The sequence below is a fragment of the Parashewanella sp. 2304DJ23-3 genome (assembly GCF_056591695.1).
In genome coordinates this window covers 22,119-28,617 of the sequence record NZ_JBWQOH010000015.1, presented here as the reverse complement: position 1 = coordinate 28,617, position 6,499 = coordinate 22,119, and the positions used below count along the sequence as shown (strand labels likewise).

Below are 6,499 nucleotides of genomic sequence, written 5' to 3'. Positions count from 1 at the left end.
AAGCTTCACTGCTCACGCCTTGAACAGGTAAACGCTAAAATAGCACAAAATTTAATCCTGAAAGATCAACAGACCCTAATTAGGTTGAGTTTCATTAAAGGTGAACATGGACAAAAGTAAGTTAACAGTATAATTAATATAGCGACAAAGCCTTTTTTATAGGGAGGCCATTTCTTTTAAGTTAAAGCCTTCTACTTTTAATTATTTGAATACGTATGCTTAGTTTTCCTTCTTATTGTTTAATGGCATAATCACACAACTTTCAAAAACAGTGTGTTGCATTGAATTATGTTAACTCTTGAGCAGCTAAAAAAAGTTTGCGATATTGCAATTGAAGCTGGCGAAGTCATCTTGAAGTTTTATCATCAAAGTGATGTCCAAATTTCTACAAAAGCAGACGCTACTCCTGTCACAGCTGCTGATTTAGCCGCTCATAAAGCCATTGTTGAAGGCTTAAATAAGCTTCCTTTTAGTCTTCCAATATTATCTGAAGAGTCAGTGCTCACACCTTGGAAAGAGCGCAAAGCTTGGCAGCGTTATTGGCTAATTGATCCCCTTGATGGTACTAAAGAATTTATCAATAAAAATGGCGAGTTTACGGTTAATATAGCTCTGATTCAGGATGGTAACCCTATTGCAGGCGTAGTTTATGCCCCCGCTTTAAATCGTTGTTTTTATGGTTCAGAAGCCTTGGGCGCATGGTGTAATGAAAATGATAGGACAGTGTCATTGACTGATAAATGCTTGCCATCCTCTAAATTTACAATTGTTGGAAGTCGCTCTCATCAGAGTCCTGAAATGTCAAACTATTTACTGCAATTTGATGATTATGATCTTGTATCGGTTGGCAGCTCTTTAAAATTCTGTTTGCTAGCTTCTGGTGAAGCACATCTATATCCTCGTTTAGGGCCTACGAGTGAGTGGGATACCGGAGCAGGGCAAGCGGTTCTTACTGCAGCTGGTGGCTCAGTGACGTTATTAAATTCAAGTGAACCTCTAAAATATAATCAGAAGAAAAATATACTAAATCCTCAGTTTTTGGCTCGTTCAAAAAATTGCAGTGAATACAATATGGAGCAAGAAGTTTAATGGTACGTTTTGGTGTTGATTTAGGTGGAACAAAAATAGAATTAGTTGCCTTAGACCGTGATGGCAAAGAGGTGTTTCGAAAGCGTGTTCCTACACCTAGAGAGTATCAAGCTACGCTATCGACAATTGTCGCTTTAGTTCACGAAGCGGAGTCAGCTTTAGGTGTCGTTGGACATGTTGGAGTTGGTATTCCCGGTGTTATTTCTCCCTTTACTGGTTTAGTTAAAAACGCTAACTCAACATGGATTAACGATCACCCGCTAGATAAGGATTTAAGCGAGCGTTTAGATCGTGAAGTACGAGTTGCGAATGATGCCAATTGTTTTGCGGTTTCAGAAGCTACCGATGGTGCAGCCGTTGGTAAAGGACTTGTTTTCGGAGTGATTTTAGGCACTGGCTGTGGAGGTGGTATTTCCATAAATGGTCGAGTACATGGTGGCGGAAATGGCATTGGTGGCGAATGGGGGCATAACCCTTTACCGTGGATGACTGAAGATGAACATCAATCAACACAGTGTTTTTGCGGCAATCATGATTGTATTGAAACATACATCAGCGGCACAGGTTTTGTTCGTGATTATAATTCACATGGCAAAAAAGTAACATCAGGTGTTGAGATCATGAGTCGCTACCATGATGGTGAACCATTAGCTCAAGAGGTATTTACTCGTTACCTTGATCGGCTTGCACGTGCTTTAGCGCATTTGATTAATGTATTAGATCCTGACGCCATTGTTTTAGGTGGTGGAATGTCGAATGTAGATGAGATTTACAAGCAATTACCTGAATTGTTGCCACAATATGTTTTAGGACGAGAATGTAAAACACCGGTTCTAAAAAATGAGTTTGGCTGCTCATCAGGTGTTCGTGGTGCAGCTTGGCTTTGGGCAAAATCTGAAGGATAAGTAACATGTTTGCTCTTAAGAAGATCATTTCAAAGTTTTTAATGCCACTGTCATTGATTACTATCTTAATTGGCGTTGCTTGGTTATTTATTTATCGACCAAAATTCGCACGGGTTATTTTGTCTGTAGCATTTTTGAGTATCATCTTCTTAAGTTCTCACCTATCTCATACTTACTTGGTCAGCCCACTGGAAACTAGCTTTACCGTAAATAGCAAACCAATAAACGGTAAATGTTATGTAATGGTGCTTGGAAGTGGGCATAATGATTATACGGAGCTACCGGCAACTCAGCAGTTGTCGAATACCGGGCTAGCTCGATTAATAGAAGGGATACGGCAAACTAAACTAGGGAATAATTGTTATTTAATCGTATCCGGATATAAAGGTCATTCTGTGAGAAGTCATGCTGAAGTGTCTGCTGAAGCTGCTGAAGAATTAGGCGTTTCTAAAGATAGAATTATTCAGTTTCCATTAGCTAAAGATACGATTGAAGAAGCTGAGTATGCGAAGAGTGTTTTAGATAATCATCCGTTTAGGTTAGTAACCTCTGCGACTCATATGAAACGAGCTATGATGATTTTCAAAGATAAAGGCTTAATGCCTCAGGCCGCACCGACGGATTTTGCGGTCACAACGCAATGGCATGAACTCTCTGCAAACTATTTACTGAGTGCTCAAAGGGCGATGCATGAATACATTGGTATGGCTTGGATTAACATAAAAGGTTGGTTTGGTGAATTCTGAAGTAATAATTTCACCTGAAGGTAATGAGAACGGGCAGGTTTACACGTTAATCGGTGCTGTCGGATTACTTTTAGCGTTTACACTTTTCATCCATGGTGGTTGGTTTGCACAAGGGTTAATTTTATTTGCCGCAGGCGCAGTTTGTTTTATTTTGGGTGTTGCTAAGCAAATAGAGCCTAAAGTGAGTTTCAAAATTAATAGTGAAGGAATTAAGTACTTTCACCGTCGTGGGTCGACAGAAGTGCATTGGGATAATATTCAGCGCATTGATATTCCTAGGGTGACAAAAGGGACTAATTTGATCGAGTTACCTTATATAGCAATTAAACTCAAAGCGATTAATCCCGTTTTGGATACCGTCTCACCAAGATTAGCAACTGGACTACTAACTGAGCAACGCTCTTTGCTTATGACGGCAGGTGCTCAAGCCAATAACGAAGAAGCTCTTGAGTCATATTTAAATCATGAGTTTATGCCGTTAACGGTAAATGATGAACGCTACAGAGGGATTTTAGCGATGTTTGGCCGTAGGTGTTTGATGTTGGATGAGCACTTAGGGTACCACTTGTACATGCCAATAGATTGCCTAGATAGGGAACCAGAAGCGTTCATTAAGTTGATAAGAGAACTACAAAAGGCAAAAAAGTGAAGCTCAGTTGATCACTGAGCTTGTTCAATCGGGGTGATATTTGGCGTTATATTGCGTGTTTCAGGCTCTTCAAGTGAATGATGCGTTGGCTTTGCACTAATCCGAGTACCAACAAATTGTCCACCATCAAAAATTTCTATACTTGCGCTATTTACTTCGCCTTCAAAAATTCCTGTCGCAGTAATGATCAGCTTTTCGCAAAAAAGCTTCCCTTTGAATTTGCCAGATATTTTTATTTCTTTACAGCTAACCTCGCCATCAATAATGCCCTCTAACTCGACAATAACGTGACTGTTAGAAGATACGTTACCAACAACGTGACCGCCGATAAGAGCATCACCAGAAAAAATAGATTCGCCAGTGAGTTTTGTGCCTTGAGCGATGTAGGTTAATTCAGAAGAAGCGTTCTTTTTTCCAAACATAGTTCTGCTTTAATTTTATACAGGTAAGGTGATATTACCTTGCTCTGATTAATTGTTCAATTATAAGTAAGTTAGCGACAGGTTTGATTAATCTCTAAAGTTATTTTACTCATTATTTTCATTTTGCTTAGTAAACGAAATTGAATCATTAGGGCAAGGTTCTAAGCATGCCCCACAGCCTGTACACAGATCGATATTGATTTGAGGGAGAGGTGCTTGGTTCACACGATATTCAAAGCTTATGGCTTCAACGTCACAATAGTCTTTGCAGCTTTGGCACCAAACACCAGAGTGCGCCAAGCATGAATCTTGTATTGAAGCTTTTACACGCCAAGGTTCTTCTTGAGTGGTATCGAACACATTCTCAGGGCAAGCAGATACGCATTTTTGACAGAAAGTACATTCACCATTTTTAAATGAAACTTCAGGAAAGCCGCCATCACCACGATAGATGACGTTAGTTTCACAAACAGGTATGCATTTGTCACAACGAGTACATTCGTCCACAAAAATAATTTCAGGGTTGACCCATGGTGGACGAATTGCATTGTCATTTCTTTTTTGGCCTAAACCACGGCGAAATAAGCTGCGTCTATTTTGGCTAAAACCACTTGCCATGAATTACCTCTATTTATAACCGTTTGGATTTTGTGACTGCCACTTCCAAGTGCTGTTTGCCATGTCTTGAATGGAGTGTGTTGTTTCCCAATTCAGAGCTTTTTGAGCGTAAGCAGGATCAGCATAATACTCAGGAACATCGCCTGAACGTCTTGCAACGATTTCATAAGGTAGTGTTTTTTCACATGCCACTTCAAAAGCTTTGAGCATATCTAAAACACTACAGCCAACACCTGTGCCAAGGTTATAAGTTACTAAACCTGGGAATTGCCTTAGTTTATCTAACGCCTTTAGATGGCCAATGGCTAAGTCAACTACATGAATATAGTCTCTCACACCTGTTCCATCATGTGTCGGGTAATCACCGCCAAAGATTGATAGCTTCTCTCTTTTACCAATGGCAACTTGTGAGATAAATGGCATTAAATTATTCGGGATATCATTTGGATCTTCGCCAATCAAACCACTGGAATGGGCGCCAACTGGGTTAAAATATCTAAGACGTGCAATATTCCATGAATTATCTGAAACGTATAGATCGGAAAGCACTTCTTCAACCATTAATTTTGAACGGCCATAAGGACTTTCTGGGTTCATCGGAAAGTCTTCTTTTATTGGCAATGTAGCAGGGTCGCCGTAAACCGTTGCAGATGAACTAAACACTATATTTCTAACGTTAAATTGCTGCATTACTTCACAGAGAATCATGGTTCCGGTAACGTTAGTTTCGTAATATTTGAGAGGCTTTTGTACTGATTCGCCGACAGCTTTTAAGCCAGCGAAATGAATCACTGAATCTATTTGGTGATCTGTGAAGATTTTTTGAAGTAATGGCTTGTTGAGAATGTCACCTTGATAAAATGTCGCTTGTTTCCCTTGAGTAATTTGCTCGATTCTCTCTAATACCGCAACACACGAATTTGACAGATTATCTAAAATAATGACATTTTCACCATTATTTAATAGTTCTACAACCGTGTGACTTCCAATATACCCAGTTCCACCAGTGACCAATACAGCCATTCAAACCATCCTTTTTATTATCGATTTATCTATCTCAGATTGTACTTCTATTCACTTTAAATAGAAATCAACAAATAATGATGGAATGACTAACATTAAGAAATAGAAAGGAAAATAATTCAATTGTAATCTTTGGTTTACAAATGTTGATTGATGTAAGTCAATTTTAACAGCGGTTTGAGTTAACAAACGACGATTCATATCACAGTATGAAGAGATAACATATTGATAAGAAGATAGAGCTATGAAAGGCACAAAGTACATTTCCCATGAACCTGACGCATCAGGTTTATTTCATTATAGCGATGAAGAACATGATGTATGGCGCCAGTTATATGCTCGACAAGAGGTCAATTTACCAGGTCGAGCATGTAAAGAGTATTTGGAGGGGATTGATGCTCTTAATATGCCAAAAGATAGAATTCCTCAGCTTGGTGAAATTGATAAAGTACTGCTTGATGCTACTGGATGGAAAACAGCAGCCGTTCCGGCGCTAATCGGTTTTGGTAAGTTTTTTGAACTACTGGCGTCGAAACAGTTTCCTGTAGCAACTTTTATTCGTAGAAAAGAAGAGTTTGATTACTTGCAAGAGCCGGATATTTTCCACGAAATATTTGGCCATTGCCCAATGTTAACCAACCCATCTTTTGCCCACTTCTCTCATGTGTATGGTCAACTAGGGTTAGCCGCATCTAAAGAGGAAAGAGTATTTCTGGCGAGAATGTATTGGTTCACCGTTGAATTTGGTTTGATGAAGTCAGAGTCGAATAACTATGAAATCTATGGTGGTGGTATTTTGAGTTCTCCGGGCGAAACAATGTACTCGTTGAGTGAGAAGCCTGAACATCATGATTTTGATTTACTCAATGTGATGCGTACACCGTATCGAATTGATATTATGCAACCGATTTATTATGTCATTGAAAATTTGGATTTCTTAGATGAAATTACAAAAATGGACATTATGGGCACGGTTGCTAAAGCACGTGAATTAGGCCTTTTTGCGCCAAAGTTTGAGCCTAAAGCCAAGGCAAGTTAAACGTTGAT

At 39.3% G+C, this 6,499-nt stretch carries 8 protein-coding genes; 5 read left to right on the top strand and 3 right to left on the bottom strand.

Features of this window, described 5'->3' with window-relative positions:
* The first annotated feature begins 288 nt into the window (after positions 1-288).
* Genes cysQ through AC1EU2_RS18555 form a run of 4 tightly spaced genes read left to right on the top strand, consistent with a single transcriptional unit; the run spans position 289 to position 3,389 of the window.
* Positions 289-1,089, top strand: coding sequence for a 3'(2'),5'-bisphosphate nucleotidase CysQ (cysQ, locus tag AC1EU2_RS18570; RefSeq protein WP_480299766.1), 801 nt, complete (start codon positions 289-291; stop codon positions 1,087-1,089).
* Positions 1,089-1,994, top strand: coding sequence for a fructokinase (mak, locus tag AC1EU2_RS18565; protein ID WP_480299765.1), 906 nt, complete (start codon positions 1,089-1,091; stop codon positions 1,992-1,994). The genes cysQ and mak overlap by 1 nt, the downstream gene beginning before the upstream one ends.
* Before the next feature lie 5 nt (positions 1,995-1,999).
* Positions 2,000-2,740 (top strand): ElyC/SanA/YdcF family protein, encoded by a 741-nt coding sequence (locus AC1EU2_RS18560; RefSeq protein ID WP_480299764.1) that lies wholly within the window; start codon positions 2,000-2,002, stop codon positions 2,738-2,740.
* Complete coding sequence (locus AC1EU2_RS18555) at positions 2,730-3,389, top strand: DUF2982 domain-containing protein (protein WP_480299763.1); 660 nt, start codon at positions 2,730-2,732, stop codon at positions 3,387-3,389. The genes AC1EU2_RS18560 and AC1EU2_RS18555 overlap by 11 nt, the downstream gene beginning before the upstream one ends.
* 11 nt (positions 3,390-3,400) lie before the next feature.
* On the opposite strand, the gene AC1EU2_RS18550 is transcribed toward AC1EU2_RS18555, so the two are convergent.
* The 3 genes from AC1EU2_RS18550 to galE all read right to left on the bottom strand — a co-directional run bounded on the left by AC1EU2_RS18550 (position 3,401) and on the right by galE (position 5,452).
* Entirely contained in the window at positions 3,401-3,811 is a 411-nt protein-coding gene (locus AC1EU2_RS18550) for a bactofilin family protein (RefSeq protein WP_480299762.1), read from the bottom strand.
* A gap of 105 nt (positions 3,812-3,916) precedes the next feature.
* Positions 3,917-4,429, bottom strand: coding sequence for a ferredoxin-type protein NapF (gene napF, locus AC1EU2_RS18545; protein WP_480299761.1), 513 nt, complete (start codon positions 4,427-4,429; stop codon positions 3,917-3,919).
* 9 nt (positions 4,430-4,438) lie between these two features.
* A complete protein-coding gene (gene galE, locus AC1EU2_RS18540) occupies positions 4,439-5,452 on the bottom strand; it encodes a UDP-glucose 4-epimerase GalE (protein ID WP_480299760.1) in 1,014 nt (337 codons plus the stop codon).
* 244 nt (positions 5,453-5,696) lie between these two features.
* Between galE and phhA the strand changes: the two genes are divergently transcribed.
* Positions 5,697-6,491 (top strand): phenylalanine 4-monooxygenase, encoded by a 795-nt coding sequence (gene phhA / locus AC1EU2_RS18535; RefSeq protein ID WP_480299759.1) that lies wholly within the window; start codon positions 5,697-5,699, stop codon positions 6,489-6,491.
* Positions 6,492-6,499 lie beyond the last annotated feature (8 nt).